The 24,027-nt window shown below is 61.0% G+C and carries 26 protein-coding genes; 8 read left to right on the top strand and 18 right to left on the bottom strand.

Annotated elements, in window-relative coordinates; all coding sequences use genetic code 11:
- Positions 1-232: 232 nt before the first annotated feature.
- Complete coding sequence (locus tag MLC59_RS14675; RefSeq protein WP_248235653.1) at positions 233-592, bottom strand: rhodanese-like domain-containing protein; 360 nt, start codon at positions 590-592, stop codon at positions 233-235.
- A gap of 159 nt (positions 593-751) precedes the next feature.
- Here MLC59_RS14675 and MLC59_RS14670 point away from each other — a divergent pair, with 159 nt between their 5' ends.
- Entirely contained in the window at positions 752-1,420 is a 669-nt protein-coding gene (locus MLC59_RS14670) for a glutathione S-transferase (protein ID WP_248235645.1), read from the top strand.
- 26 nt (positions 1,421-1,446) lie between these two features.
- On the opposite strand, the gene MLC59_RS14665 is transcribed toward MLC59_RS14670, so the two are convergent.
- Positions 1,447-1,902 (bottom strand): metallophosphoesterase family protein, encoded by a 456-nt coding sequence (locus MLC59_RS14665; protein ID WP_248235635.1) that lies wholly within the window; start codon positions 1,900-1,902, stop codon positions 1,447-1,449.
- A 42-nt stretch (positions 1,903-1,944) separates the two neighbouring features.
- On the bottom strand, positions 1,945-2,313 hold the full coding sequence (locus MLC59_RS14660) for an ankyrin repeat domain-containing protein (protein ID WP_248235633.1): 369 nt from the start codon (positions 2,311-2,313) through the stop codon (positions 1,945-1,947).
- Between MLC59_RS14660 and MLC59_RS14655 the strand changes: the two genes are divergently transcribed.
- Positions 2,312-2,494, top strand: coding sequence for a hypothetical protein (locus MLC59_RS14655; RefSeq protein ID WP_248235631.1), 183 nt, complete (start codon positions 2,312-2,314; stop codon positions 2,492-2,494). The genes MLC59_RS14660 and MLC59_RS14655 overlap by 2 nt on opposite strands.
- A gap of 34 nt (positions 2,495-2,528) precedes the next feature.
- Here the strand turns inward: MLC59_RS14655 and MLC59_RS14650 are convergent, their stop codons facing one another.
- Both MLC59_RS14650 and ssp4 read right to left on the bottom strand, forming a co-directional pair.
- A complete protein-coding gene (locus MLC59_RS14650; protein ID WP_248235623.1) occupies positions 2,529-2,978 on the bottom strand; it encodes a hypothetical protein in 450 nt (149 codons plus the stop codon).
- Between the two features lie 35 nt (positions 2,979-3,013).
- Positions 3,014-3,922 (bottom strand): Ssp4 family T6SS effector, encoded by a 909-nt coding sequence (gene ssp4 / locus MLC59_RS14645; protein WP_248235618.1) that lies wholly within the window; start codon positions 3,920-3,922, stop codon positions 3,014-3,016.
- Positions 3,923-4,584: 662 nt separating this feature from the next.
- Between ssp4 and MLC59_RS14640 the strand changes: the two genes are divergently transcribed.
- A complete protein-coding gene (locus MLC59_RS14640) occupies positions 4,585-5,784 on the top strand; it encodes a Fic family protein (protein WP_248235616.1) in 1,200 nt (399 codons plus the stop codon).
- 225 nt (positions 5,785-6,009) lie between these two features.
- Here MLC59_RS14640 and MLC59_RS14635 read toward each other — a convergent pair whose 3' ends face one another.
- The 13 genes from MLC59_RS14635 to urtA form a co-directional block, all read right to left on the bottom strand.
- The gene (locus tag MLC59_RS14635; RefSeq protein WP_248235605.1) at positions 6,010-6,591 is read right to left on the bottom strand and encodes a HupE/UreJ family protein; all 582 of its coding nucleotides are present in this window, start codon (positions 6,589-6,591) and stop codon (positions 6,010-6,012) included.
- 40 nt (positions 6,592-6,631) lie between these two features.
- Positions 6,632-7,270 (bottom strand): urease accessory protein UreG, encoded by a 639-nt coding sequence (gene ureG / locus MLC59_RS14630; RefSeq protein ID WP_248235603.1) that lies wholly within the window; start codon positions 7,268-7,270, stop codon positions 6,632-6,634.
- A gap of 181 nt (positions 7,271-7,451) precedes the next feature.
- Entirely contained in the window at positions 7,452-8,141 is a 690-nt protein-coding gene (locus tag MLC59_RS14625) for an urease accessory protein UreF (protein ID WP_248235673.1), read from the bottom strand.
- On the bottom strand, positions 8,131-8,679 hold the full coding sequence (gene ureE, locus MLC59_RS14620) for an urease accessory protein UreE (protein ID WP_248235601.1): 549 nt from the start codon (positions 8,677-8,679) through the stop codon (positions 8,131-8,133). Before ureE ends, MLC59_RS14625 begins: the two co-directional genes overlap by 11 nt.
- A gap of 11 nt (positions 8,680-8,690) precedes the next feature.
- Positions 8,691-10,394, bottom strand: coding sequence for an urease subunit alpha (ureC, locus tag MLC59_RS14615; RefSeq protein WP_248235589.1), 1,704 nt, complete (start codon positions 10,392-10,394; stop codon positions 8,691-8,693).
- Positions 10,395-10,640: 246 nt separating this feature from the next.
- On the bottom strand, positions 10,641-10,946 hold the full coding sequence (locus MLC59_RS14610; RefSeq protein WP_248235587.1) for an urease subunit beta: 306 nt from the start codon (positions 10,944-10,946) through the stop codon (positions 10,641-10,643).
- Between the two features lie 10 nt (positions 10,947-10,956).
- Positions 10,957-11,259 carry an urease subunit gamma gene (gene ureA / locus MLC59_RS14605; protein ID WP_248235580.1) on the bottom strand — a complete coding sequence of 101 codons (303 nt, stop codon included), beginning with the start codon at positions 11,257-11,259 and terminating at the stop codon, positions 10,957-10,959.
- 27 nt (positions 11,260-11,286) lie between these two features.
- A complete protein-coding gene (locus MLC59_RS14600) occupies positions 11,287-12,183 on the bottom strand; it encodes an urease accessory protein UreD (protein ID WP_248235572.1) in 897 nt (298 codons plus the stop codon).
- The gene (gene urtE / locus MLC59_RS14595; RefSeq protein WP_248235563.1) at positions 12,180-12,878 is read right to left on the bottom strand and encodes an urea ABC transporter ATP-binding subunit UrtE; all 699 of its coding nucleotides are present in this window, start codon (positions 12,876-12,878) and stop codon (positions 12,180-12,182) included. Before urtE ends, MLC59_RS14600 begins: the two co-directional genes overlap by 4 nt.
- Positions 12,879-13,703 (bottom strand): urea ABC transporter ATP-binding protein UrtD, encoded by an 825-nt coding sequence (gene urtD, locus MLC59_RS14590; RefSeq protein ID WP_248235556.1) that lies wholly within the window; start codon positions 13,701-13,703, stop codon positions 12,879-12,881. It abuts the gene before it with no gap.
- Complete coding sequence (gene urtC, locus MLC59_RS14585; protein ID WP_427901735.1) at positions 13,700-14,827, bottom strand: urea ABC transporter permease subunit UrtC; 1,128 nt, start codon at positions 14,825-14,827, stop codon at positions 13,700-13,702. Before urtC ends, urtD begins: the two co-directional genes overlap by 4 nt.
- Before the next feature lie 4 nt (positions 14,828-14,831).
- The gene (urtB, locus tag MLC59_RS14580; protein ID WP_248235538.1) at positions 14,832-16,430 is read right to left on the bottom strand and encodes an urea ABC transporter permease subunit UrtB; all 1,599 of its coding nucleotides are present in this window, start codon (positions 16,428-16,430) and stop codon (positions 14,832-14,834) included.
- A gap of 151 nt (positions 16,431-16,581) precedes the next feature.
- Positions 16,582-17,835, bottom strand: a complete 1,254-nt coding sequence (gene urtA / locus MLC59_RS14575) for an urea ABC transporter substrate-binding protein (protein ID WP_248235667.1) — start codon at positions 17,833-17,835, stop codon at positions 16,582-16,584.
- Positions 17,836-18,558: 723 nt separating this feature from the next.
- Here urtA and MLC59_RS14570 point away from each other — a divergent pair.
- Genes MLC59_RS14570 through MLC59_RS14550 form a run of 5 tightly spaced genes read left to right on the top strand, consistent with a single transcriptional unit; the run spans position 18,559 to position 24,020 of the window.
- On the top strand, positions 18,559-21,366 hold the full coding sequence (locus MLC59_RS14570; RefSeq protein WP_248235531.1) for a monovalent cation/H+ antiporter subunit A: 2,808 nt from the start codon (positions 18,559-18,561) through the stop codon (positions 21,364-21,366).
- Between the two features lie 2 nt (positions 21,367-21,368).
- On the top strand, positions 21,369-21,749 hold the full coding sequence (locus tag MLC59_RS14565) for a Na+/H+ antiporter subunit C (RefSeq protein ID WP_248235529.1): 381 nt from the start codon (positions 21,369-21,371) through the stop codon (positions 21,747-21,749).
- Positions 21,746-23,263 (top strand): monovalent cation/H+ antiporter subunit D, encoded by a 1,518-nt coding sequence (locus tag MLC59_RS14560; protein ID WP_248235527.1) that lies wholly within the window; start codon positions 21,746-21,748, stop codon positions 23,261-23,263. Before MLC59_RS14565 ends, MLC59_RS14560 begins: the two co-directional genes overlap by 4 nt.
- Positions 23,263-23,754, top strand: coding sequence for a Na+/H+ antiporter subunit E (locus tag MLC59_RS14555; RefSeq protein ID WP_248235524.1), 492 nt, complete (start codon positions 23,263-23,265; stop codon positions 23,752-23,754). The genes MLC59_RS14560 and MLC59_RS14555 overlap by 1 nt, the downstream gene beginning before the upstream one ends.
- The gene (locus MLC59_RS14550) at positions 23,751-24,020 is read left to right on the top strand and encodes a K+/H+ antiporter subunit F (RefSeq protein ID WP_248235515.1); all 270 of its coding nucleotides are present in this window, start codon (positions 23,751-23,753) and stop codon (positions 24,018-24,020) included. The genes MLC59_RS14555 and MLC59_RS14550 overlap by 4 nt, the downstream gene beginning before the upstream one ends.
- Positions 24,021-24,027 lie beyond the last annotated feature (7 nt).

The raw sequence follows: 24,027 nt of genomic DNA, 5'->3' as shown, positions 1-24,027 counted from the left end.
CACCTTCGGACTGGCGCCTTGGCCAGAGGCCCCAGCGTCACGCAGTAGGTCAGCGAATTAACCAAACGGGACACTAGTAGTGGTTGTTGCCATCCGGAGTAGGCTTTGCAGCTTCGGATGGCAGTTTCCAGGTGATACCCGCGCCGAGTAGAGCATCCAGGAGGCCGGGCCGTGGAAGAAGTCGACTGGGCGTCAACTCACTGCCCCCAAACAGGCGGCAAACCAATCCCCGCTATGCAGCGCCCAGTTGTGCGATCAGGTCGTCGCAGGAGCAGTCAATAATACTGACGTTGCGGAACCCCATGTTTTCCAGGGCCGCGGCAGCCAGGGCAGCGCGCCCGCCGGTCGCACAGTGCACCAGGATAGGCTGGTCAGGGTCCGTCGTATGCTCGGTGATCTTCATCTCCAGCACGCCCCGGGGAATATTGATGGTACCCGACGGGCGCTTCTCGCTAACCTCGTCGGGCTCACGCACATCGATCACCAGGGCATCACTGTTGTCGGCCATCAGCTCCCTCGCCGCCTGGGGTGTCAGGCAATGCACCGAGGCCTTGGTGGCCGCGACAATCTCCTGCAGGGTTTTCAGGCTCATGATCCTGTCCTCTGTATTGATGGATTGGTCCTCCAGAGTAACAGCACCAACACTGACCTCCTATAGTGCCGCAACACGCACCTTTCCCTGATGGCAGCCAGCCTTTGGCCAACCAGTCTGCTAACCTGTCCACTCCATTGACGCGAACGGAGCACCTGTATGATCACAGTCCACCACCTGAACAATTCCCGCTCACAACGGGTTCTCTGGATGCTGGAGGAACTGGGCGTGCCTTACGAGATCCGGTTCTACGAACGCGATCCCGAGACCATGCAGGCTCCGGAAAGCCTCAAGAAGGTACACCCGCTGGGTAAATCGCCGGTCATCACCGACGGCGACCTGGTGGTGGCGGAGTCCGGCCTGATCATCGACTACCTGGCCCGGACCTACGGCAAGGACACCATGCCCCCACCCGACAATGGCCAGGCGTGGCTGGACTACAACTACTGGCTGCACTACGCCGAAGGCTCACTGATGCCACCGCTACTGATGCGCCTGGTGTTCGAAAAGGTCAAAACCAGCCCGATGCCGTTCTTTATCAAGCCCGTGGCCAAGGGCATTGCCAACAAGACCAACCAGTCTTTCATCGGCCCGATGATCAACACTCACATGGACTTTGTGGAAGCGCACCTGGCAAAGAACACCTGGTTCCTGGGTGACAGCCTCAGTGCGGCGGATTTCCAGATGAGCTTCCCCCTGGAAGCCTCCATTGCCCGGGGCATCGTCGGCAACAACCGGCCCAACATCACCGCCTGGGTGGAACGGGTACATTCCCGGCCGGCTTATCAGCGGGGCCTTGAGAAGGGTGGGGAGTATGATTTTGCCTGAGGGTAAGGGGCCCAGGCCGAAACGCTTCAAACCGGGAGTTCAATGATTTCGCCCGATACGCCGTCTTCATTCACGTCCAGCCGACCTACGGTAATCGGCAACGTGAAACGCCGCGGCCCTGAACCACCCGGATTGAAGAAAAGCACGTCCCCGACCCACTCATTGCGGGGTTTGTGGGAATGGCCGGCAATAACCACCCGGTAGCGGCCTTGGGGTTCAATGTCGAGGGTCTTGACGTCGTGGAGCATGTAAAACCCGTGGCCGAGAAATTCCAGATCCCGCACATCAGGAAGATCCGCCGCGCGGCCTGTGTTGTCGATATTGCCGCGAATCGCCACCACTGGCGCAATGGCCTCCAGCGCGTCCAGCACCTCATCCCGACCGACGTCACCGGCGTGCAGGATCAGGTCTGAGCCTTGCAATGCGTCCAGGGCTTCGGGACGCATTTTGCTGTGGGTGTCTGCGATGACGCCGATTTGCATGCCTTAACCTTTTATCAATGCCTGCTGGTGAACAGGTGTCGACTACGTATTCTCGAGGGTCGCAATGATATCCGCAATTTCTGGCCCAGACTCCTTCTCCTGGAGAAGCCTGGCGAAATCCAGCGGAGTCCGACCCTGCTCACCCTCTATGGAAACACTCGCGCCGTGCTCCAACAGCAACTCGACGGCGAAGGGATTTCTCTCCAGTACTGCCGAATGTAACGCTGAAACACCGGACCCGGTAGCCGTATCGATAGCGTTCACATCAACGCCCTTCTCCAGAAAATCCTCCTGGACAATAGATCTGTCCCGGTTTTCCGTCCCGGTTTTCGACTCATTCGCTGGTGTTGACGAGTCTTTCGAGCATTGCCTGAACACAAGAGACACCATCGTTCGGGGGGAAACGAACATGAAGTGGCTCATTGTGCTTATCGTCATCGCAGGGGTGGCCTACTGGCTCTATCGCGGCCAACGCAGGAACCGTATTGAAGACCCTGAAGCCGTCACTATCGAGAAGAAGGACTACTACCTTACCCCGGATGGCAATGCATCCGAGGAGGCGGCTCCGGACAAGGACCATCCGCGGGACTAGGCAACTTCGGCTTCCCGTGGTTGTTACTGGAAACTCACTGGTGGTTGTGACCCCGCGATCGATAGTGCTCCCAGATCAGTCGATAATGCTCAACGGCGGTCGCATGACGTTCAGACCGATAGAAGTAATGAGCGGCAAAGCCAAGGGCCAACCCGACGCCACCAGTTATAGCCATTTCGTAACGGCCATCCACCAGCACCGTGAACAAGCATGCCGACAGCACCAGCAGGTACGCCCTGTTATGCCAGACAAGGAAGCCATGGAAGATCGACCAGCCTCTGGACAAAAGGAAGGTAGGGGTTGCAAGCACCAACACCAGGACCACCAGTAACCCAAGCTCGAGATACATCAAGCGGCGCTCAGCCAGCCACCTGGAAAAGATCTCAGAAACCAGCATAAGAGTGATCGATAGACAGAACACCATCAGCATGACCGCTGCAAGCATATGACACATGCCCACAGGGAACACCTGGTAGTCAGGCATGGGCTTTTCCGGCGGCGCTTTTCGCTTACGGTCTGTCATTCGTCGTCTGCCACCACAACAACTGCCAGCTTGCCCAGTGCGCCTCCAGTGGCGCTGCCGGTGAAGCTGAGACCTGCGCCGATGGAGTCCTTGATCTGACGCAGTGTCGTTGTCTTTATTGCATCGTTCGAGTAGCGCCGTTCGATCTTGCCCGCACGTTCCATCATTTTGAGGGTTTTGTTCGAAACACCCGGAGCGTTGGAGCGGGCAATTTCCCGCGAGAGCCGCCTGCGCTGTTGCCTGTTCAAGCCTTCCAGCGCCTGCCGTGTTGTGATCCCCTCTGCCCGGAGAAGCTTGATACCTCGAATGGTCATCAGACCTGCCGCAGACGCGCCACCGATCGAGATAACGTCCAAGGCCAAAGTGGCGTGTTGGTACCATTCTTCGCTGTCGAGCTCATCGTTAAGATCGGGAGCCTTCACCTCGTTTCGCGTTCTCATCAAACTGTTCCCACACTGCACGGAACTGGCGGTCGCAGCACCATAAGCCATGACCGAGAACACTGTAGATCCACCGCCGCTGAACGGAATCGCAGCCCCTGACGTGAAAACAACAAACCAGCCAAGCACTGCAGCGCCGCATGAGAGAGCTGCCCCGGCCGCTTCAGCCACAAGACGGCTCTCTCTGGGACTGTCTTTAACCTCCGCAACATACTCGGCAGGCGAAAGACGGGAAGGTGGCTCCCGCAAAATGACACGTGTGGGCTTAAACAGGCAAATTCGTTCAAAGTCGCGCAGGGTGACTGACGTACCCCATTCATCGATAAAGACAACACCTGCGCCGGTCAAAGCGGGATCATCATCTATCGCTTTAAATAGTTTTTGCTGATCAAGCGTGTGCGTAAGCCGGGCTTTTAGTTGCGTCTGGGCGAAGGTATCACGAGAAGGGAGAAGAGTAGCTTCCATGGCTATATCCTTTTAGGTGTGATCTTCCGTAGAAAACGCTGTTCCAAGCGTTTCCAAAAGATCTTAACCTCAGCGTCCTGTGCAGACAAGTTCCGAAAACAGGGACAGATTGAACTGGCCCAGGTTATCCTGGATGGCCGTCCCATTTTCTGGCCCCAGTGCTCAATATCTGAAACCGGAATAGGCCAATTTCTCACCTTATCGTTATCGTCCACTCTCTCATATTCGACAAGTAGTACTCGTAGTTGCACGCGTCAACAAATACGGCTTGGCGGTTGTGACCGCGCTGTACAATATGGTGAGGAAGTCCGGGCACGATCACCCGAGCCTGACGGGGCATTGGCATCTCCTTGCCTTGTAGAATCAGGGCACAGGATCCGTCCTGTGCCTGAGGCTTTATATTCTAGCCCACATAGAAGGGCTTGGGTGCAAGCAGAGCCGAACCTTCAAGAAATCGCGCATGGAAAATAGGTTCGTCCCGGTTTTCGATCAGGCCCTGACTTCTGGCCTTTGCCGGCCATAGGTCCGGCCAAATGGTCGGCCACAACACAAAATAGCTAACAATAAAACCATAAATTACAATGAACTGAAAATAACTCACGACGGCCATACGGCCGGCCAAAAAGCCGGCCATTCAGTCGGGCAAAGCCAATGGAAAAACTATGTCATCAGTAATGGACTTCACGCCCTTTATACCTTCAGAGCAAGCGCTGGAGAAAACGGATCTTCCCGACCGGGTAATGCGCCTGACCCGGAAATCCGCTTCTCTGGGTGGGGGCCTGTCGCCTCAGACCTTTGAGACGATTCGACGCCATATGTCGGTCATCAACTCCTACTATTCCAACCTGATTGAGGGGAACAAGACACATCCCCACGATATACGCCAGGCCCAGGCCGGAAACTACAGCTCGGATCCAGTCAAGCGTGATCTCCAGACCGAGTCGGTGGCCCATATTGGTGTTCAGGAATGGATTTTCGATCAGAAACTGAGTGTCGGGGAAGTCTTTTCGGCTGACTTCATCCAGGAGCTCCATCGCAAATTCTACGAGCAGCTGCCTGAAAGCCTGAGGATCGTTCGGGATGAACAGAGCGGAACGGAGGAGATGGTCGAGCCCGGCCTGTGGCGCCAGCGGCCAGTGTCCGTGGGTCAGCACCTGCCACCGGCCACCGACGATATGGGCGACCTGGTTAACCGGTTCTGCCAGACATACTCAGCCGACCGGTACCGGGGGACCCAGAAAACCATCGCCGTACTGTGTGCGCATCATCGGCTGTTGTGGATCCATCCCTTTCTCGATGGTAATGGCCGGGTGGCAAGGCTCTGGCTGGATGCCTCGCTTAAGGCCATTGATTACGACAGCTATGGACTGTGGTGTATTGCCCGGGGTCTGGCCAGAACCTCTGACCAGTACAAAGCCGCGCTGGCCTCTGCCGATATCAGGCGCAAGGGTGACCGGGATGACCGCGGCCAGTTGTCCGAGGAAGGGCTTATCCGTTTTTGCGGCTATATGCTGGAGCAGGCCCTGGACCAGGTCGAATACATGACCGACCTACTCGATCTGAACTCGATCAGGCAGCGCATCAATGCGTACATCAAGGCTCGAAACGAAGGGCTGGTTGCCGGTGGCAAAGGGACCCTGAAGCCAACGGCCTCCACGGTGCTGTTTAACACCTTCATCACCGGTGAGATGGAGCGTGGCGAGGCCCTGGAGGCCATGGCCATGCCAGAGCGCTCGGCGCGTCGACAGATCAGTCTGATGAGAGAAGAGGGCCTACTGGTCTCCGATAACAAATCATCGCCGCTTCGCTGGGCGATCCCTGAGCACGCTGAGCCCTGGCTGTTCCCGGATCTGGTCAAATGAGTCTGAACGACCGCGCCCGCCTGACGCTTCAGACCTATTGAATCGCCCCGTTATCAGACTCAGAGCCCAACACCTGGAATGCGTCCCCGAATCAACCATTTAGGTAGGCGATACTAAGGGCGGTGTTTTTGCCCAAATCTAAAAAGCCCACACCCCTATATTCGTGGTGTAGGCTTCGGGCTCCCTTCAAGAAAGCGCTTTCTCGTAATACGGGTTCTGCGATGATCAACCCACCATCAGGTAACCACCCACACCCGCCAGTGCACCACCCACACCGCGGGCTACGCGATTGTCCGTCTTCTGCAGCAGTGCCCCAAGCCCACGACCAGCAAAGGTAATCGCCAGCGTAGCAATAGAGAACCCAACCAGATAAGCCGCCAGCGCAGCACCAGCCGGCATCTCGGTACCATGGGCATGGCCATGGAACACCATGAAGGCAACGACCAGCGAACCACCCACGGCAGTAGGCAGCTTGGCCATGGCCGCAATCAGGATGCCGGCGACGATGACGGACAGGACGATGGCGGTCTCAACGCCCGGCAGGGCGACGCCTGCGAACGCCAGGCCCGCGCCCAGGATCATGCCGCCGACTACGAACAGCGGAGTGGCCTTTTTCATGAAGTCGCCCTGGCGGACGCTCCAGAAGCCGATGGCGGCCATGGCCAACAGGTGGTCCAGGCCCAGCATGGGGTGCAGCAGGCCGCTGGTGAAGCCACTGGTGCTGTGGTCGTGGCCGGGGTGGGCAACGGCGGCGGTGGCCGTCAGTAGCAGGGCGGCTGTGGTGAGCAGTTTGCTTGTCAGTTTCATGGTTTACTCCTGGTTATCTGAATTCGTGTCCCGGTTTGGCTTAAGCGCTTTCGGCCTGCTTGCTGGGTCTGCGCTCAGGCAGCATGCCCTTCTCGAGAATGAAGCTGATGATCTCTTCCAGCCCTACTCCGTCGTACAGGTTGGTGAAGACGAAGGGGCGTTCGCCGCGCATTCTCTTGCTATCGCGGTCCATGACCTCCAGGGAGGCATGCACCTGTTCGGCGATGTCGATTTTGTTGATGATGAGCATGTCGGATTTGGTGATGCCGGGGCCGCCTTTGCGGGGGATTTTGTCTCCGGCGGAGACGTCGATGACGTAGAGGGTGAGGTCGCTCAGTTCCGGGCTGAAGGTGGCGCTTAGGTTGTCGCCGCCGGATTCGACCAGGACGAGCTCGAGATCCGGGTGGCGGCTTTGGAGGTCGTCGATGGCCGCGAGGTTCATGGAGGCGTCTTCGCGGATGGCGGTGTGGGGGCAGCCGCCGGTTTCCACGCCCAGGATGCGGTCGGCTGACAGGGCCTCGTGGCGGAGGAGGAAATCGGCGTCTTCCCGGGTGTAGATGTCATTGGTTACTACGGCGATGTTGTAGTGATCTCGCAAGGCGAGGCACAGTTGGCGCAGCAGTGCGGTTTTGCCGGAGCCTACCGGCCCCCCTACTCCTACTCTCAGGCAGTGTTTCATTTCAGGATCCTCTTGTCTGTCAGCTTCGGGGGGTGGCGCATGTTCGGTGACCTTTTCGGGGACACGCCGGCAAGTACATCCATGTAGGCTCGGGCTCCGCCATCCATGGCTCCGCACGGTCCCGGAAAAGGTCCCCGAGCACGCTCCTCGATCCCCGGAGTGGCCTTCACTTAGTTGATGTCTAACTCCGGAATAACCGGGAGTACTGTGTTTCATGTAAGGCACTGACCAATGCCAGGCCCGGTAAGATCGGTCCCAGTTCTTCGTCGGTTCGCGTCAATGCGTCGTCCACGGCCACCACCAACTGGGGCCGCAACCGTTCTGTCAGTCGTTGCGCAGCCGTGTGGCCCAGGGGTAGTGCTTTGCAGGCCACCGCCAGTTGGTTTTCCAGCCAGGCCCAGGCGAAGCCCAACAGGGTCTGGCGGACAGGGACGTTGCGCTTGTGGGCGGCCCAGGCGAACAGGGTGACGTAGCCCGGGGTGGCCGGTAGCAGGTCGCTGGTCGGGGCCAGGTCCAGGCTTTTGAGCAGTGTCAGCAGTGCCGCACCCAGGCGGGTGTCTTCGTCCACCAGTTCAGCGGTTTCCCGGGTGGCGTGGAGCCACTGGTTCCAGTGGGCTACCGCGTAAGCATCACCTTCTGCCCAGGCGGTCTGCAGGCGGTTTAGCAGCGGTAGTTCGCAGCGGCTGAGGCCGTCTTCCAGTACGCCTTCAATCCATTCGCCCAGTTCCTGTTCGTTGTTGACCCAGCCCAGTTCGAAGGCGCTTTCCAGGCCCTGGGACCAGGCGAAGGCGCCGATGGGCAGGGCCGGGCTGACCAGTTGCATCAGGCCCAGCAGGGCCAGGTCGGACTGGGGGCTGGTGTCAGTGGGCATGTTCTTCACCCGGCTCTTTTTCCAGCTCATGGCTGTGTTTGTGGCCATGACTGTGCCCGTGGGAATGGCCGTGGTTGTGGCCGCTTTCCCTGCCCGCCTTGTCGTAGGCGCCGGGTTCGGGGTCGAAGGGGGCCTGGTGGTGCTCCAGTTTTGCGCCCAGGCGTTCGGCCAGTTCTTCCAGCACATGGTCCGGCGGGAAGCGAACCCAGCCTTTGCCCGGCCCTTCCATGCCAATGCTCAGTTGCACGTGGCGGTTGCCCAGGTGGTAGCAGAGCTTGGCCAGGGGCAGGCCTTCGTCGATGTGAGCGGTGACTACCGGCTCATCCGCCGCTTTTATACGGATGATCTCGCCGGTGTTGGCCTGCAGGCAGTCGCCGCTGCGCAGCACCGGGCCGCGGTCGAGGAACAGGCCGACGTCGTGGCCGGTGTCGGTGGTGGCCCTCAGGCGGCCGCGGATGCGCAGTTCCAGCGGCAGGGTCAGGGTGTCGTGGATTTCCGCCTGCTCCATGGGTTCGATCCGTTGTGTCAGTTCCAGCATTTGGTCATTCCTCAGAACAGGTGGTAGCGCTGGGCCAGGGGCAATTCCGTGGCCGGCTCGCAGGTGAGCAGTTCGCCGTCGGCGTGCACTTCGTAGGTTTGCGGGTCTACGGTCAGGTGCGGGCAGGCGTCGTTGAGTTTGAGGTCGCCCTTGCGCACGGTGCGCACGTTTTTGCAGGCAGACAGCGTGCTGCGCAGGCCCAGTTCCTTGCCGATGCCGGCATCGAAAGCGGCCTGGCTGACGAAGCTGAGCCGAGTCTGGCTGGCGGCGCGGCCGAAGGCGCCGAACATGGGCCGGTAGTGGACGGGCTGCGGTGTGGGTATGGAGGCGTTGGGGTCGCCCATTGGTGCAGCCGCAATCATGCCGCCCTTGATGATGGTGGAGGGCTTGGTGCCGAAGAACGCCGGTTTCCACAGCACCAGGTCCGCCAGCTTGCCCACTTCGATGGAGCCGACATCGTGGGCGATGCCGTGGGTGATGGCGGGGTTGATGGTGTATTTGGCGATGTAGCGCTTGGCGCGGAAGTTATCAGCGCCGCGCTCTTGGTCTTCTGGTAGCAGGCCCCGCTGGACTTTCATTTTGTGGGCGGTCTGCCAGGTGCGGCACACCACTTCGCCCACCCGGCCCATGGCCTGGGAGTCGGAGGCGATCATGGAGATGACGCCCATGTCCTGGAGGATGTCTTCGGCGGCGATGGTTTCGCGGCGGATTCGGCTGTCGGCGAAGGCCACGTCTTCCGGGATGTTGGGGTCCAGGTGGTGGCAGACCATGAGCATGTCCAGGTGCTCGTCGATGGTGTTCACGGTGTAAGGCCGTGTGGGGTTGGTGGACGAAGGCAGCACGTAGTCTTTGGAGCACGCGGTGATGATGTCCGGGGCGTGGCCGCCGCCGGCACCTTCGGTGTGGTAGGTGTGGATGCAGCGTTCCTTGAACGCCGCCAGGGTGTCCTCCACAAAGCCGGACTCGTTGAGGGTGTCGGTGTGGATGGCGATCTGGACGTCGTATTTGTCGGCCACGGTCAGGCAATTGTCGATGGACGCGGGAGTGGTGCCCCAGTCTTCGTGGAGTTTGAGTCCCATGGCGCCGTACTTGAGCTGCAGTTCCAGGGACCCGGGCAGGCTGGCGTTGCCCTTGCCGAGGAAGCCGATGTTCATGGGCATATCGTCGACGGCCTGGAGCATTTTACCGATGTGCCATGGCCCCGGGGTGCAGGTGGTGGCGTTGGTGCCGGTGGCCGGGCCGGTGCCGCCACCGAGCATGGTGGTGATGCCGCTCATGAGGGCTTCGTCGATCTGCTGGGGACAGATAAAGTGGATGTGGGCGTCGATGCCGCCGGCGGTGAGTATTTTGCCTTCACCGGCGATGATTTCGGTGCCCGGGCCGATGACGATCTGGACATCGGGTTGGGTGTCGGGGTTGCCGGCTTTGCCGATGGCGGCGATTCTGCCACCCTGGATTCCGACGTCGGCTTTGACGATGCCCCACCAGTCGAGGATCAGCGCGTTGGTGATGACGGTGTCCATGACGGTGTGGTCGGCCCTCTGGCTCTGGCCCATGCCGTCACGGATGACTTTGCCGCCACCGAATTTTACTTCGTCGCCGTAGTGGGTAGCGTCGCTTTCCACTTCGATCCACAGTACGGTGTCGCCCAGGCGGACGCGGTCCCCGGTGGTGGGGCCGTACATGTCGGCGTAGGCCTGTCTGCTTATTTTCATGCTAATGCCTCGCTTTCTGAGTTCTGTGCTTGGGAGCCGCTCGGGTGGGTCCTGCCGGGACACGCCGTGAATCCATCCCTGGAGGCTCTTCGAAAACCTTTTTTGCTAATTGCTCCTGCGTCGCAAAAAAGGTCCAGTGCTGGCCGTCCCTGGCCAGCCCGTGGAACGCTGTTCGCGTCCCACCCCTGTTTTTGAAGGTCCCGGAAGGACCCACCCGACCGTCTCCTGCCAACCTGGTTGCAGGCCTCAAAGCTTTCCCATCACCTCAGCGCGGAAACCATAAATCTCTCTTCCGCCAGTGAACGGTATTAAGGTCACTTCTCTCGTTTGCCCTGGCTCAAAACGGATGGCCGTACCAGCCGCCACGTCGAGGCGGTAGCCGCGAGCCTTTTTCCGGTCAAACCGGAGCGCCGGGTTAGTTTCGGCAAAGTGGTAGTGGGAACCGACCTGGATGGGGCGGTCGCCGGTGTTGGCCACTTCGACGGTGATGCGTTCGCGGCCGGCGCAGAGTTCGATGTCGCCGTCCTGGATGTGGTATTCGCCGGGAATCATCGTTCTCTCCTTACACAATCGGGTTGTGGACGGTGACTAGCTTGGTGCCGTCTGGAAAAGTCGCTTCCACCTGCACCTCGTCCACCATTTCCGCCACGCCTTCCATGACGTCCTCACGGGTAAGCACTTCGCGGCCGGCGCTCATCATGTCGGCGACGCTGCGGCCTTCACGGGCGCCTTCCATGATTTCGGCACTGATCAGGGCGACGGCTTCGGGGTAGTTGAGTTTCAGGCCCTTGGCTTTGCGTCGTTCCGCCAGTAAGGCGGCGGTGAAGAGCATCAGCTTGTCTTTGTCTCTGGGTGTCAGCTCCATGGTGTTCTCCGCTCGTTTGTTAGGCGGTCAGGTCAGCCAGATTCTTGGTACATGGGCCGGCTGGCCGGTCAGTCTTGGTCTCAGTATTTCCCAGGCCTGTTGGCAAATGGCCCAGGCTTCGTTGCGTTGGTTGCCCAGGTAGCGCAGCAGGAGGACGCCGCCCCGCCGGGTGACGGCCCAGCGGGGGTTGTCCGGGAGTTCTGCGCGCAGGTGTTCGATGGCGTCTGCCTCGCTGTCCAGCCCCACGGTCCACAGGGTGGCCTGTACGGTGTGGCCGCCCTGCCCCCATTTGCCTTTGAAGCGGCGGTGCTTGGGGTCCAGGGTCTGGCGTTCCTGCCATACGGGTACGCCGCCCCGGGTCAGGTGGAAGCGTTGCTCCAGCTGGCCGGTGGCGAAGGGCAGTTCGCTGGCCGGGCGGCCGAGGGCGAGCACTTCCCAACCGATGCACTGGCTGCGGCTGCCCGTTTCAATGGTGGTGGTCTGGGTGCCCCGGGAGCCGTCGAAGGCGATGGTTTCCTGGGGCAGGTATTCCAGGGTGCCGCCGTCTTCCACCGTCAGCTTTGTGTGCTGGGTCCAGGCGACGCCGTGGCTGTCGGCCTTGTAGAGCTTGGCGGCGGCCGGGGTGGTCAGTAAGGCGTGGGCCCCGGTTCCGACCGTGGCACTGATTTGTAACGCATCGCCGCTGACCAGTCCCCCCGGTGGGTGCAGCAGGTAGACGTGGCAGCAGCCGTGGCGACCTTCCGGATAGAAGGGCCGCTGCACTCGCAGTGGGCCGTGATGGCGCGCGGTGGTCATGCGGGTGACCGGGCGGCCATCCTGTTGTCGGCCTTCAAAGCCCAGGGTCAGGCTGGCGGCCCAGCGGCGGCCCTGGTCGAAGCGGTGGCCGGAGTCGGACACTTCCGGTAGCGGCTGATAGATGGTCATACCGTCAGGTACTGCTTGATGAGCTCATCGGACAGCTCGCCGATTTCGCCCTCGGCCATGCGGCGGCCCCGGTCGAGGATGGCGAAGCGGTCGGCGTATTTGCGGGCGAACGGCAGTTTCTGCTCTACCAACAGCACGGTCAGGCCGTCTTCCGCGATGAGCTTGCGGATGACCTCGCCGATCTGGGCAACGATGTTGGGCTGGATGCCCTCCCCCGGTTCGTCCAGGATCAGCAGCCTTGGCTCGATGACCAGGGCGCGACCGATGGCCAGTTGTTGTTGCTGGCCGCCGGAGAGGTCGCCGCCACGGCGGTGTTTCATTTCCCTGAGTACCGGGAACAGTTCGTAGATCCGCTCCGGGATGGTTTTCTGGCCATCGCCCCGGGCGGCGAGGCCGGTGCGCAGGTTTTCTTCCACGGTGAGCAGCGGGAAGATCTGCCGGCCCTGGGGAACGTAGCCGATACCCAGGCGCGCACGCTGTTCCAGGGGTTGTTTGATAAGGTCCAGTTCGTCGGCAAAGCGGATGCTGCCGTTTTCCACCTTCTCCTCGCCCATGATGCATTTCATCAGGGTAGTCTTACCCACGCCGTTGCGGCCCATGACGCAGGTGCACTGGCCCTGGGGTACGTCCAGGTCGAGGTCCCAGAGGGTGTGGCTCTCGCCGTAGTACTGGTTGAGTTTCTCGATCTGCAACATTCAGGCGTCCTCCCCCAGGTAGACCTTGATCACTTCCGGGTCGTTGGAGACCTGGTCCATGGTGCCTTCCGCCAGCACACTGCCCTGGTGCAGAACGGTGACCTTGCGGGCGATGGAGCGGACAAAGCCCATGTCGTGCTCGACCACCACCACGGACTGCTTGCCCGTCAGGCTGGTGAGCAGTTCAGCGGTGCGCTCCATTTCCTGTTCGGTCATGCCGGCCACCGGTTCGTCCACCAGCAGCAGCCGCGGGCGCTGCATCAGCAGCATGCCAATCTCCAGCCACTGCTTCTGGCCATGGGAGAGGATGCCGGCGGGATGGTCCCGCAGGTCTTTCAGGTGGATGGTTTCCAGCACGGCATCGATGCGCTCCCGGTGCTCGGGTTTCATGGTGGCGGTCAGTGTGGGGAATACCCGCTTGTCCGCAGCCATCGCCAGTTCCAGGTTCTCGAAGACGCTCAGGGCCTCAAACACCGTGGGCTTCTGGAACTTTCGACCGATGCCCAGGCTGGCAATATCCGGCTCGTTCATCTGCAGCAGGTTGTGGCGGCTGCCAAACCAGACGGAACCGGTGTCGGGCCGGGTCTTGCCGGTGATGATGTCCATCATGGTGGTCTTGCCCGCTCCATTGGGGCCGATAATGCAGCGCAACTCGCCGTCATCGATGGTCAGGTTAAGGTTGTTGATGGCCTTGAAGCCGTCAAAGCTGACGTTGACGTCCTCCATATACAGGATCGGGCCGTGGCGCACGTCCACCGGGGAGTCCGTGGGCGTAAGGAAGCTGAAGACCTGATCCCGGTTGGCCAGTTCGGTCATGATGCTCATGCGGTGGCCTCCGCTGTTGAACTGGTTTCTGGCGTGTCATCGTTACGTTTGCGGCGGCGCTTGAGCAGGCCGGCGATGCCCTGGGGCAGGAACACCGTGACCAGCACAAACAGCGCCCCCAGGGCGAACAGCCAGGCATCCGGCATCACACCGGTGAACACGGTCTTGGCGTAGTTCACCAGGATGGCGCCGATGACCGCACCGTAGAGAGTGGCGCGACCGCCGAGGGCCACCCACACCACAATCTCGATGGAGAACAGCGGCGAAAACTCGCTGGGGTTGATGATCCCCACCTGGGGCACGTAAAGCGCCCCGGCCACACCCGCCAGCATGGCGGAGACCACGAACACGAACAGCTGGACCCGCTCTACCCGGTAACCCAGAAAGCGGGTGCGGGCTTCGGCATCCCGGCAGGCGACGCTGACGCGGCCCAGCTTGCTGGTGACGATAGCCCGGCACACCAGGTAGCCGAGAGCCAGTGCGATACCCGTGGCGATGAACAGTCCCAGCCGAACCTCATCCGTGCGCAGATTGAAGCCCAGGATGTCGCGGAAGTCGGTCAGGCCGTTGTTGCCACCGAAACCCATTTCGTTGCGGAAGAAGGCCAGCATCAGGGCGAAGGTCAGCGCCTGAGTGATGATGGACAGGTAAACGCCGGTTACCCGGGAGCGAAACGCCAGCCAGCCGAACACCAGCGCCAGCGCTCCGGGCACCAGCAACACCATGGCGAAGGCGAACCAGGCCATGTCAAAGCCGTACCAGTACCAGGGCAGCTCCTGCCAGTTCAGGAACACCATGAAGTCCGGCAGAACGGGATCACCATAGGTGCCCCGGTCGCCGATCTGTCGCATCAGGTACATGCCCATGGCGTACCCGCCCAGGGCGAAGAAGGCGCCATGGCCCAGACTGAGAATGCCCAGGTAACCCCATACCAGGTCCACAGCAACCGCCAACAGGGCGTAGCACAGGTATTTACCCAGCAGGGTGACGGTGTAGGCGCTGACATGCAGTGCATGCCCTTCCGGCAGCGCCACGTGCAGCACGCTGACCACCAGCAGTGCCATGAAGAGGATTCCCAGGAACAACTGAGTCGATCGTTCCTGCAGAGGTCTGGTTAGCCACATAGTATTACGCCTCTGCCGCGCGGCCTTTCTGAGGGAACAATCCCTTCGGCCGTTTCTGGATAAACAGGATGATGAACACCAGCACGATGATCTTGGCCAGGACCGCACCGGCCCAGGGCTCGAGCAACTGGTTGATGGTGCCCAGGGTCAGGCCCGCCACCAGGGTGCCCCAGAGATTGCCGACACCGCCGAACACCACCACCATGAACGAGTCGATGATGTAGTTCTGGCCCAGGTTGGGACCCACGTTGGTGAGCTGGGACAGGGCCACGCCCGCCAGCCCGGCGACGCCGGAACCCAGGGCGAAGGTCATGATGTCGACGCGGGTAGCCCGGATACCCATGGAACGGGCCATGGCGCGGTTCTGGGTGACGGCGCGTACTTCCAGCCCCAGGCGGGTGCGGCGCATGATGAGCATGAGCGTCGCAAACACCACCAGAGCGAAACCCAGCACATACATGCGGTTAAGGGTCAGCGACAGGGCATCGTTGATGACCAGTGAGCCACTCATCCATTCCGGGCTGACCACGGTGCGGTTTTGGGGCGAAATCACGGTGCGCACCAGCTGCTGCAGGATCAGGCTGATGCCGAAGGTGGCCAGCAGGGTTTCCAGCGGGCGCCCCTTGAGGAACTGGATCACGCTGCGCTCGATGGCGATACCCGCCAGCGCAGCCACCAGGAAACCGGCCGGGATGGAGAGGATCAGCGCCAGGCCCGGCTGGCCCGGCAGCAGCTGCTGCATGCCCCAGGTAGTGTAGGCACCCAGCATGATGAGTTCGCCGTGGGCCATGTTGATGACACCCATCACGCCGAAGGTGATGGCCAGGCCAATGGCGGCAAGTACGAGTACCGAGCCGAGCGAGAGACCAAAATAGAGGGTCTCGGCGGCCTTGTTCATCTTCAGTTTCTGTTCTATGGAGCCCAGGGCTTTTTCCGCCGGGGCCCTGAGTGCAGGGTCTTCCGAGGCGACGGCGTTGTTAAGCGCAGCCCGGGCGCGAGGGTGCAGGCTGCCCGCAAGTACGTTGATTACCTCCGCACTGCCCTGCTCCTCCACCTGGTAGATAGCCACGGCCTGTTCCAAACGGCTGCGGATGTCGGCATCCGGCTCCTCTTCGATACGGGCGGTGACGTCTTCCACAACGGCGTCGTCCACCTTGCCCATCAGGTCGAGGGCGGCCGCCTCTCGTACCTCGAGGTCATTCGCGTACAGGTTCATCATCGCCATGACGCCTTCCAGCTGACGGCGAATCGCGTTATTGACCGCAATTCTGTCCAGGTCGCGCCGGGACGTTTCCCCCAGGTTTTCACCAGTAATTGCGTCGGCCACTTCCCAGTCGCGGCCACGGTTGTTGAGTACGATGACGATCTGGCCGGTGTCCTTTACCTGGCTCAGGCGGTTGTTGCCGTAGGCGTCCAGCCAGTTGCGGGCCCGTTCATGGCCGCTGGTGGCGATGGCCTTGATGACCGTTTCAGTGTCCCGGGGCGAGGCTTCTGCCAGCTGTTCCAATAGCGCCTCGGGAGCGCGCTCCTCCTGCGCTGAAGTCATGCCTGGCACCGTCAGCAAGGCAATAAGGAGGAATGTGAGCCATCTGGAGATGCTCATGGTGTCGTCCTGTCAGCTTTCTGGTGAATAATTTTCCACTGAATCCACGGCCCTTCGACAGGCTCCCTTCGACAAGCTCAGGGTGAACGGGACACAGAAAAAAGTGGCAAGAGAGACCGGGGCGGGGGCGCCACCCCGGTCCGTGGGCCGGTTACTCCGCTGCGGCCGCTTGCTCACCGGCAGACGCACCACACTTGCCTACCGTCACGTTGTAGTTGCCGCAACGCATGGGGGCGCGCCAGTCAGCAATCAGGTCCCGGGAACCCGGCAGGTAGTCCGACCAGGCATCACCTGCCACGGTGGACGGGGTCTGCCACACAGTGGTGAACTGACCGTTGTCCTGGATCTCGCCGATCAGCACCGGCTTGGTGATGTGATGGTTGGGCATCATGGTGGCGTAGCCGCCGGTCAGGTTGGGTACGGTGACACCGATGATGGCGTCCTTGACCGCACCCACTTCGGTAGTTTCGGCTTTCTGCACCGCTTCAACCCACATGTTGAAGCCGATGTAGTGGGCTTCCATGGGGTCATTGGTGACCGCTTCCTCGTCGCCGGTGTACTCGATCCACTGGTCGATGAAGTCGTAGTTGACGTCGGAATCCACGCTCATGAAGTAGTTCCAGGCCGCCAGGTGACCTACCAGCGGGCCGGTGTCGATACCGGAGAGTTCCTGCTCACCCACCGAGAAGGCAACCACCGGGATGTCGGTGGCCGAAATACCCTGGTTGCCCAGCTCACGGTAGAAAGGCACGTTGGCATCACCGTTGATGGTGGACACCACGGCGGTCTTCTTGCCGGCAGAACCGAAGCTTTTGATATCCGAGACAATGTTCTGCCAGTCCGAATGACCAAACGGGGTGTAGTTGATCATGAGGTCTTCGGCAGCCACGCCCTGGTCCTTGAGATAGGTTTCCAGGATCTTGTTGGTGGTGCGCGGGTAGACATAGTCGGTGCCGGCCAGCACCCAGCGCTCAACGCCGAGTTCGTTCTTCAGGTAGTCCACAGCCGGGATGGCCTGCTGGTTGGGAGCCGCGCCAGTGTAGAAGACGTTCTCGGAAGACTCTTCGCCCTCGTACTGGACCGGGTAGAACAGCAGGCCGTTGAGCTCCTCCACCACCGGTAGCACCGACTTGCGGGAGACAGAGGTCCAGTTACCGAAAATCACGTCAACCTCTTCCTGGGCCAGCAGCTCGCGGGCTTTCTCGGCGAACAGCGGCCAGTTGGACGCCGGGTCCACCACCACGGCTTCCAGCTCACGGCCCAGCAGACCGCCTTCGGCGTTCTGTTGCTCGATGAGCATTTCCACTGTGTCTTTCAGCACCGTCTCACTGATGGCCATGGTGCCGGAGAGGGAATGCAGAATGCCCACCTTGATGGGATCTTCCTGGGCATGGGCGAGATTCATTCCGGTACCCAGTGCAGTAGTCAGTGCAACGCTGGCCAGACGCTTCTTGAATGTTGTCACGTGCCTATCCTCGTTCTCAGGTTATGGATGCGCCGGTGTGGCGCGGAGCGACATTTCTCCGATCGCTTCATGCACTGGGTTTTGCAACAGGTGTGCCACAGCAGAGCGGCATTTTTTTATCCTTTAATATCATCAAGATATGGAGAATAACGGCGAGGACATCGGGATCGGAGATCCGTTGTTGGTGCGTTGCAGGGCGAGCGGCGCACCGGAATAAGGCAGCCAACCGGGACAGGACACAACAATGGTGCGTGCCAGCGATCACGCACCTGAATATGGCAACCTCCTTTATAGACAGATCGGCAAACTGGCCAATCAAACACGGCTATAAGGTCGATAACCCACCACGAAACTTGACCTGCGTCAGTCGCCACGTATGATCAGGACCGTGCACCTGAAAGGGAGTCGTATGATTCTTAAGCCCCGTTCTGCCCACAGTCGGCCCATGCCAGGCATGAACCCGGCCCTGTCGCACGTGCCCGCCATTCATTGCAGCGGTCGCCTGCCCTATTTCCCGGATCCACCTGCTACCCGCCGGTAGGCGCGTTGGTGCGGCCACCCCTTGGCTGCAATACTGTCCGTTACGGGCAATAACAGGATTTCAGGGCGAGGCTCGACTTACGGTCCCTCCGCCGATCAGAAGAACTGAATAACGAGGTTGCGATGACACTGTCGCTGGTGGTGCTACTACCATTCCTGGGGGCCATTGCCGCTCCCCTGTTCGCCCAGGGTGGGCGAACCGCCATTGCCATTGCCTCATCGGTGCCGGCATTGCTGGCACTGGCCACGCTGTTCCCCATGTGGGGCACGCTGGCGGAAGGCGGCACCATCGTCCAGAGCCTGGAATGGCTGCCCCAGTTGGGCATTAACCTGAGTTTCCGGCTGGACGGACTTTCCCTGATGTTTGCACTGTTGATTCTGATCATCGGTGTGCTGATCATCCTCTATGCCCGCTATTACCTGAAACCCCAGGAGAATGTGGGCAAGTTCTACGCGCTGCTGTTGTGCTTCAAGGGCTCTATGCTGGGCATCGTGCTGTCCAGTAACCTGCTGCTGATGATGGTGTTCTGGGAGCTGACCAGCCTGACTTCCTTCCTGCTGATCAGCTTCTGGAATCACAAGCAGGATGCCCGTCGGGGCGCCCGCATGGCCCTGGCCATCACCGGTGGCGGCGGGCTCGCGCTGCTGGCCGGCATCCTGCTGATCGGCCGGATTGTCGGTTCGTTCGAGCTGGACGACGTGCTGGCGGCCGGCGACCAGATCAAGGCCCACTCCCTTTACCCATACGCGCTGACCCTGGTGCTGCTGGGGGCATTCACCAAGTCTGCCCAGTTCCCGTTCCACTTCTGGCTGCCCCACGCCATGCAGGCGCCCACCCCGGTGTCCGCCTACCTGCACTCCGCCACCATGGTAAAGGCGGGCATCTTTCTGATGGCACGCCTGTACCCGGCCCTGGCCGGTACCGAGCAGTGGTTCTTCATGGTCAGCTTTACCGGCATGATCACTCTGTTGATCGGCGCCTACGTGGCGCTGTTCAAGCACGACCTGAAGGGGCTGCTTGCCCATTCCACGGTGAGCCACCTGGGCCTGATTACCCTGCTGCTGGGCATGGGCACCGAACTGGCCGCCGTGGCGGCGCTGTTCCACATCATTAACCACGCCACCTTCAAGGCGTCCCTGTTCATGGCTGCCGGCATTATCGACCATGAGACCGGCACCCGGGATATGCGGCAGATCAACGGCCTTTGGAGGTATATGCCCCATACCGCCACCCTGGCCATGGTGGCAGCCGCTTCCATGGCCGGGGTACCGCTACTGAACGGCTTCCTGTCGAAGGAGATGTTCTTCGCCGAGGCACTGAGCCTGAACCTGCCGGGTATCTGGGCATGGATTCCGCCCATTGTGGCCACCCTGGCCGGTATCTTCGCGGTGGCCTATTCAGCCCGGTTTATTCATGACGTATTCTTTAACGGAAAACCCCGTAACCTGCCCATCTACCCGCCCCATGAGCCGCCCCGGTACATGAAGATCCCGGTGGAGATCCTGGTAGTGGCCTGTATCCTGGTGGGTGTATTCCCCGCCTTTTCGGTAGGCCCCCTGCTGGAATCGGCGGCGTCGGCCACCCTGGCGGGTAATGTGCCGGACTACGGCCTGGCGGTGTTCCACGGCTTCAACCTTCCGCTGATGATGAGTGTCGCCGCGTTCGTGGGCGGTCTGATCATGTACTCCCAGCGCCAGAAGTTCTTCGATTTCCACGCCCGCTTCCGGGAAATTGATGAGAAGGCCGTTTTCGAGGGTGTGGTGTCCTGGCTGGTGGAGCGTGCCCGCTGGTTTACGGGGCTGCTGGAGAACGGCTCGCTCCAGCGCTATGCCATGTTGCTGGTGGTCAGCGCCATCGTGGTTGCCGTGGTTCCCCTGAGCGGCATGAGCCTTATTGGCAGTAACGGCCTCACCGCTATTGACCCGCCCACGGCCCTGGGCGCCGCGATCCTGGTCTTCTGCACCCTGGGCACTGTGTACATTCACCGGGAACGGCTGACCTCGCTGATCATGCTGAGTGTGGTGGGCCTGCTGGTGTCACTGACCTTTGCCCGGTTGTCCGCCCCGGACCTGGCCATGACGCAGATTTCTGTGGAAGTAGTAACCATCATCCTGCTGATGCTGGCCCTTTACTACCTGCCGTCCTGGACACCGACGGAAGCATCCACCGGACGCCGAAACCGCGACCTGGTCATCGCCGGCGTCGCCGGCGTGGGCATGACCCTGGTTACCCTGGCCATGCTGACCAGTCCGTTCAGCTCCATCTCTGACTACTTCCTGGAGAACAGCAAACCCGGCGGGGGTGGTACCAACGTGGTGAACGTGATCCTGGTGGACTTCCGGGGCTTCGATACCCTGGGCGAGATCACCGTGCTGGCCATTGCGGCGCTGGGCATCTTCGCCATGCTCCGCAACCGGTCGCTGTCGGCGCCGCCCACGGATGGCCAGGGTCATCCATGGGCCTTTGATGCCCACCCCACCATGCTCAAGCAGATGTCCCGGCCATTGCTGCCGCTGGCGCTGATGGTATCGGTGTACATCTTCCTGCGGGGCCATAACCTGCCCGGCGGTGGCTTTATCGCCGGCCTGGTAACCGCGGTCGCCCTACTGATCCAGTATATCGCCAGTGGCGTCAACTGGACCCAGGCCCGGATCAGCACCCGTTACCACAACGTGCTGGCGCTGGGGCTGTTCTTTGCCACCGTGGCTGGTGCCGGTAGCCTGGCCTATGGCTACCCATTCCTTACTACCACCTTCACCTACCTGAAATGGCCAGTAGTGGGCAAGTTCGAAGTAGCCTCTGCGCTGGTGTTTGACCTGGGCGTCTACCTCACCGTGGTCGGTGCCACACTGCTGGCCCTGGTCAGCCTCGGCAAGCTCACACCGTCCGGTCGCCCGCTGACCCGTACTGAAGCACGGAAGGAGTCGTAACCATGGAACTCGCCTTTGCTCTCGTTATCGGGTCGCTCACCTTTGCCGGCGTCTACCTGGTGCTGCGTGCCCGGACTTTTCCGGTGGTAGTGGGTCTGACCCTGCTGTCCTATGGTGTCAATCTGTTCCTGTTTTCCACCGGTCGCCTGATGTCCGGCGGGCAGCCCATCATCGGCAGCACCGACACCTACTCGGACCCCCTGCCACAGGCCCTGGTACTGACCGCCATCGTTATCGGCTTTGCCATGACCGCCTTCGTGGTAGTGCTCGCCCTGCGCTCCCGGGCCGATACCGGGGACGACCATGTGGACGGCACCCTGCGTAGCGACCTGCCTGAAGCCACCCAAGACCACGAGCAATCCCGGGAGGAGACCGGCCAATGAACCACTGGCTTACCGCGCCTGTCCTGATCCCACTGATTGGTGGCTTCCTGCAGATCTTCATGGGCTATGCCCCCCTGAACCTGCGCCGCACCCTGGGCCTGGCCACCACCGGCCTGCTGCTGGTCAGCACCGTCTTCCTGCTGATGATGGCGGATGACGGCAGCTATCGGGCCTATGCCTTTGGCAACTGGGCGCCGCCCTTTGGCATTGTGCTGGTCCTGGACCGCCTGGCCGCGCTGATGCTGTTTGTCACTGCCCTGCTGGCCCTGTTCTGCCACCTGTTCTCGCTGGGGCGGACCGACGTCAGCAGTCGACAGTTCCACGCCCTTTTCCTGTTCCAGCTCATGGGCCTGAACATCGCCTTCCTCACCGGCGACCTGTTCAACCTGTTCGTGGCCTTCGAGGTGCTGCTGATCGCCTCCTACGGCCTGTTACTTCACGGCGAGGGCACGGCCCGTACCGTGCCCGGACTGCACTACGTGGTTCTGAACCTGGTGGGCTCTGCACTGTTCCTGATCAGTGTGGGCATGATCTACAGCGTGACCGGCACTCTCAACATGGCAGACCTTGCCCGGATTATCCCGACGCTTGAGGCCGGCGAACTACCCCTGGTGGAAGCCGGCGGCATGATCCTGCTGGTGGTGTTCGCGCTCAAGGCCGCGTTGCTGCCGCTGACATTCTGGCTGCCGCGGGCCTATGCCAGTGCCACTGCCCCGGTAGCGGCCCTGTTTGCGGTGATGACCAAGGTGGGGGTCTACGCGATTATCCGGGTGTATACCCTGATTTTCGGCGAAAATGCCGGTGCGCTGGCCAACCTGGGCATGGACTGGGTATTCCCCCTGGCGCTGCTTACCATGGTCATTGGCGTCATCGGCATGATGGGATCCGCGGGGCTGCGCACCATGGTGGCCTGGCAGGTGGTGGTCTCGGTGGGGACCATCCTGGCAGCCTTTTCGCTGGTGAGTGAAGCCGGACTGTCCTCTGCCCTGTTCTATATGGTTCATACCACCTGGATTGCGGGTGGGCTGTTCCTGGTGGTGGACATGATCGCTGGTCAGCGAGGCTCTGCCGGCGACAAGATTGTTACCGCTCCCCGGATGCGCAACCGTACCTTTATCAGTGTGATGTTCATGCTGGGGGCGGTTGCCGCCGCCGGACTGCCGCCGCTCAGCGGCTTCTTCGCCAAGCTGCTGATCATGAATGCGGCGGTGCCGGGCGTGGAAATGGCCGCGCTGTGGGCGGTTATCCTGCTGGCCGGCTTCCTGTCGCTGGTTGCCTACAGCCGGGCCGGCAGTATCGTGTTCTGGCGTAACGTGGACGGTCATATCGAACAGCCGGAGCGCCTGAACTTCCCACATACTGTGGGCGCCGGCGCCCTGATCGCCATGAGCATTGCCATCGTGTTCGGGGCCGGTCCGCTCAGTGAGTACACCGACGCCGCCGCCGAGCAGTTGCGGGATACTTCCGCCTACATTGGCATCCTGGATACACCAATGGTCGGGGAGGATGAGTGATGACTGCTGAGCGTTTGGGCTTTCCGCAACCCTGGCTGAGCGTTGCGCTGTTCATTGTCTGGCAGTTCCTGGCCGACGGCGTAACAGGCGCCAGCGTGGTCATGGGGCTGATACTGGCCATTGTGATCCCCCTTATCACGCGCCAGTTCTGGCCAGACAGCCCCCACATGAAAAAACCCTGGGTGCTGGCCCGCTACCTGGTGGTGGTGTTGTATGACATCGTGGTCGCCAGCGTTACCGTTACTATCCTGATACTCAGTCCCCGGCAGCCCCGGTCAGCCTTCGTTTCCTATCCGCTGAAACTGGAACATCCGCTGGGTATCACCATTCTCGCCAGCACCATCTCCCTGACACCCGGGACGGTGAGCGCGGATGTGAGCGACGATGGCACCTTGCTGCTGATCCATGCCCTGGACGTGGATGACGATGCCGAACTGATCCGCTCCATCCACCAGCGGTATGAGAAGCCATTGCTGGAGATGTTCCAATGATCACCATCGCCCTCTATATCACGCTGACGCTGACCGGCCTGGCAGCGCTGCTGAACGTCTACCGCCTGGTCCAGGGCCCGGATGCCCCGGACCGGATACTCGCGCTGGATACGCTTTACATCAACGGTATCGCCCTGGTGATCCTGCTGGACCTGGTGCTGGGCACCCGCCTCTACTTGGAAGTCGCGCTGCTGATGGCGGTGATGGGATTCGTCGGCACCGTGGCCATGGCCAAGTACCTCAAGCGCGGCAGCGTCATTGAATAAGGAGTCC

The organism is Marinobacter bryozoorum (assembly GCF_023156245.1).
GTDB lineage: Bacteria > Pseudomonadota > Gammaproteobacteria > Pseudomonadales > Oleiphilaceae > Marinobacter > Marinobacter bryozoorum.
The sequence above is the reverse complement of the archived record's forward strand: the minus strand, read 5'-3'. Positions and strand labels throughout refer to the sequence as shown.